Annotated in this window: 1 protein-coding gene; it reads left to right on the top strand. The window is 74.3% G+C overall.

What is annotated here, in order from left to right; translation table 11 throughout:
- Nucleotides 1-4,089: amino acid adenylation domain-containing protein (locus tag QH283_RS15805; RefSeq protein WP_280503751.1), on the top strand; the 4,089-nt coding region annotated here is incomplete at both ends.

The following is a 4,089-nucleotide window of genomic DNA, read 5'->3' on the forward strand; positions in this document are numbered from 1 at the left end:
GCCCCCCCGGGCCCCCCCCCCCCCGCCGGGGGGGCCCCCCCCGCCCCCCGGCCGCGGCCCGCCCCGCGGCGCCCCCCCGGCTGCCCGCGCACATGGTTCCCGAGATCTGCACCGTCCTGGACGAACTGCCCCTCACCGCCACCGGCAAGCTGGACCGCTCCGCGCTGCCCGCACCGCGCTTCGCGCCCGAGGGCGAGCACGTGCCGCCCCGAACCGAGGCCGAGCGGCGCGTGGCCGAGGTCTTCGCCGAGGTCCTCGGCGTCGACGAGGTCGGCGCGACCGACGATTTCTTCGCCCTCGGCGGCGACTCGCTGTCGGCCACCAGGGCGGCCGCCCGTCTCGGCGCCGCCACCGGCACCCGTCTCGGCGTGCGTGAACTGTTCGAATCCGCCCGGGTCGCCGACCTCGCCGCGCACCTGAGCGCACTCGACCGCGAGCACCGGCCTGCGCTGGTCGCGCGCGAACGCCCCACCCTGGTGCCGCTGTCCCCGGCGCAGCAGCGGATGTGGTTCCTCAACCGGTTCGACAGCTCCGTGGGCGGCTACAACATCCCGCTGGTCATCCGGCTGCGCGGCGAACTCGACCTCGGCGCGCTGCGCCGGGCCTGCGCGCTGGTCATCGAACGGCACGAGTCGCTGCGCACGAAATTCCCCACCATCGACGGCATCCCGCACCAGGTCGTCGTCGCCGCCGACGCGGTGGTCCCCGATCTGGAACCGGTCCCGGTGGATGAGCACGAGGTGCGCGAACGCGCCATGGCCGCGGTGTCCCGCGGCTTCGACGTGACCGCGGCGCCGCCGCTGCACATCCAGCTGCTGCGGCTCGGGGAACGCGACCACGTGCTCACCATCGTCGTCCACCACATCTGCACCGACGGGCAGTCCATGCTGCCGCTGGCCAGGGACGTGGCCGTGGCCTACGAGGCGTGCAGGCGGGGCACGCCACCGCCGTGGCCCCAACTGCCCGTCCAGTACGCGGACTACGCGCTGTGGCAGCGGGAGGTGCTCGGCGAGGAGGACGACCCGGACTCGCTGGTCTCGCAGCAGCTGCGCTTCTGGAAGCAGGCGCTCGACGGCCTGCCCGAGCTGCTGCGCCTGCCCACCGACCATCCCCGCCCGCCGGTGGCGAGCCTGCGCGGCAGCGCCGTCGAATTCGACCTGCCCGCCGACCTGCACGGCCGCGTCGTGGCGACCGCCAGGCAGGCGAACGCCACCCCGTTCATGGTCCTGCACGCCGCCCTGGCGATCCTGCTGTCGCGACTGTCCGGCACGAACGACATCGCCGTCGGCACCCCGACCGCGGGCCGCGGCGCGCCCGAACTCGACGACGTCATCGGCATGTTCGTCAATACCCTGGTGCTGCGCTCCCGGCTCTCGCCGCGGCAGACCTTCGCCGAACTGCTCGCCGCCACTAGGGAGAACGACCTGCTCGCCTTCGGCCACGCCGACGTGCCGTTCGAGCAGGTGGTGGAGGCGATCAATCCGCCGCGCTCCACCGCGCACCTGCCGCTCTATCAGGTCAGCCTCGACGTCCAGGACCTCAGCGCGGCCGCCCTGCGTCTGCCCGGCCTGGTGGTGGAAGCGATCGAGGACGGCTTCGACCAGGCCCAGGCCGACCTGAACGTCAAGCTCACCCAGCGGCTCGACGCCGATGGCCGCCCCGACGGCATGATCGGACGGCTCACCTACGCCACCGACCTGTTCACCGCCGACACCATGTCCCGGTTCGCCCGGGCCTACCTGCGCATCCTCGACGAGGTGACCGCCGAGCGGTCGGTCGTGGTCGGCGACATCGATCTCCTCGACCCGCGCGAGCGTCGCGCCCTGCTGGCGGCCTCGGGCACTCCCGGCGCCCGGATACCCGACGTCACGCTCGACGATCTGTTCACCGCCAGGGTCGCCGCGTGCCCGGACGCCGTCGCGGTCACCGACGGCGACACCGCCGTGACCTACGCCGAGCTCGACCACCGCGCCGACGGCATCGCCGCGGCGTTGTCCGCCCACGGCGTCGGGCCGGAGACCCTGGTGGCCGTGGCGCTGCCGCGTTCGACCGATCTGGTCGCCTGCCTGCTCGGCGTCATCCGCGCCGGTGCGGGCTACCTGCCGCTGGATGTCACCTACCCGCCGCAGCGGCTGCGGCACATCCTCGACGACGCCCGGCCTGCCGCCGTGCTCGCCTCGGCCGACACGGTGGGCCGGGTGCCCGCCACCCCCGCCCCGACCGTGCTGGTGGAGGACTGCCCGAGGACCGGCGACCGGCCGACGGAATCCGCCGCGCGCCCGGACAACACCGCCTACGTCATCTACACCTCCGGCTCCACCGGTCGGCCCAAAGGCGTGACGGTCGGCCACCGCGAGGCGGTCACCCTGTTCGGCAATGTGCTCGGCCTGATCGACGCGGGCCCGGCCGACGTGTGGACCATGTTCCACTCCTACGCCTTCGACTTCGCGGTGTGGGAGATGTGGGGCGCGCTCACCACCGGCGGACGGCTGGTCGTGGTCGACTACGACACCTCCCGTTCCCCGGACGCCTTCGTCGAATTGGTCGCCCGCGAAGGCGTGACCGTGCTCAGCCAGACCCCGTCGGCCTTCTACGGTTTCGCGGCCGCCGACCGCGACCGCCGCGGTCACCGCCGCGACACCGGCCCCGATCTCGCGCTGCGTTGTGTGGTCCTCGGCGGCGAGGCGCTCGACCCCACCCGCCTCGCGGACTGGTTCGCCGACCGGCCCGCCGGGACGCCGAGGGTGATCGACATGTACGGCATCACCGAGACCACCGTGCACGTCACCTTCGGTGAGATCACCGCGGCCGAGCAGACGGGCATCGGCAGGCCGCTGCCCGGTCTGCGGGTGCACGTGCGCGACGAGCGGATGCGCCCGGCCCCGGTGGGCGTCACCGGCGAGATCTACGTCGCGGGCGCCCAGCTGTCGCGCGGCTACCTCGGCATGCCGGGGCTGACGGCGTCCCGTTTCGTCGCCGACCCCTTCGGCCCGGCCGGTTCGCGGCTGTACCGGTCCGGGGACCTCGGCCGCTGGCGGCACACCGGGCACGGCCTGGAACTGTGCTACGAGGGCCGCGCCGACGCCCAGGTCCAGCTGCGCGGCTACCGCATCGAACTGGGCGAGGTGGAGTCGGCGCTGCTGCGGCATCCCGGCGTCGCCGGGGCCGCCGCGATGGTGCGCCCGCACAGCAGCGGCGTCGACCAGCTGATCGGCTACGTGGTCCCCGCGGAGGGGCACTCCCCGGAACCCGCCGCCGTGCGGGCCGCGGCCGCCGAGGTGCTCACCGGCTACATGGTGCCCGCGACGGTCGTGGTGATCCCCGCGCTGCCGTTGACCGTCAACGGCAAACTGGACCGCCGCGCCCTGCCCGACCCGGAATTCGTCGGCGCCGACGAGGAATTCGTCCCGCCGCGCACCGAGACCGAGCGCGCCATCTGCGAGGTGTACTCCCAGGTGCTCGGCGTGCCCCGCGTCGGCGTCACCGACGGCTTCTTCGACCTGGGCGGCAACTCGCTGCTGGCCACCATGGCGGTGACCGAGCTGGAGAAGTGGGACGTCGTCATCGCGCTGCCGTGGATGTTCGACGACGCCACACCCCAGGCGCTGGCCCGCCGCGCCGACGGCGCCGAGGAGGGCTCCGGCCTGCAGGTGCTGCTGCCGCTGCGCACCGGCGGCACGGGCACGCCCGTGTTCTGCGTCCATCCCGCCGGCGGCCTGGCCTGGTTCTACGGCGGACTCGTCGAACACCTCGACCCCCGGCGGCCGGTCTACGGTCTGCAGGACCCGCACGTCGTGGCGGGGGAGGCGCGCGCCGAGTCGGTCGACCAGCTGGCCGAGCGCTACGCCGCCGAGATCTGCCGCGTCCACCCGGACGGGCCCTGCCATCTGCTCGGCTGGTCGCTCGGCGGCCAGATCGCCCACGCGGTCGCGGTGCGCCTGCAACGCGCGGGCCGCACGGTCGGTGTGCTCGCCGTGCTGGACGCCGCGGTGGGCGCGCCCCCGCGGTCGGCCGCCGCGGGCGCCCGGCCGCCGGGGCAGCTGATGGCCGATCTGCTCGGCGGCGGGGGCGGACTGTTCGGTGTCGGGG

The sequence above is a fragment of the Nocardia farcinica genome (assembly GCF_029867845.1).
Taxonomy (GTDB): Bacteria; Actinomycetota; Actinomycetes; order Mycobacteriales; family Mycobacteriaceae; genus Nocardia; species Nocardia farcinica_A.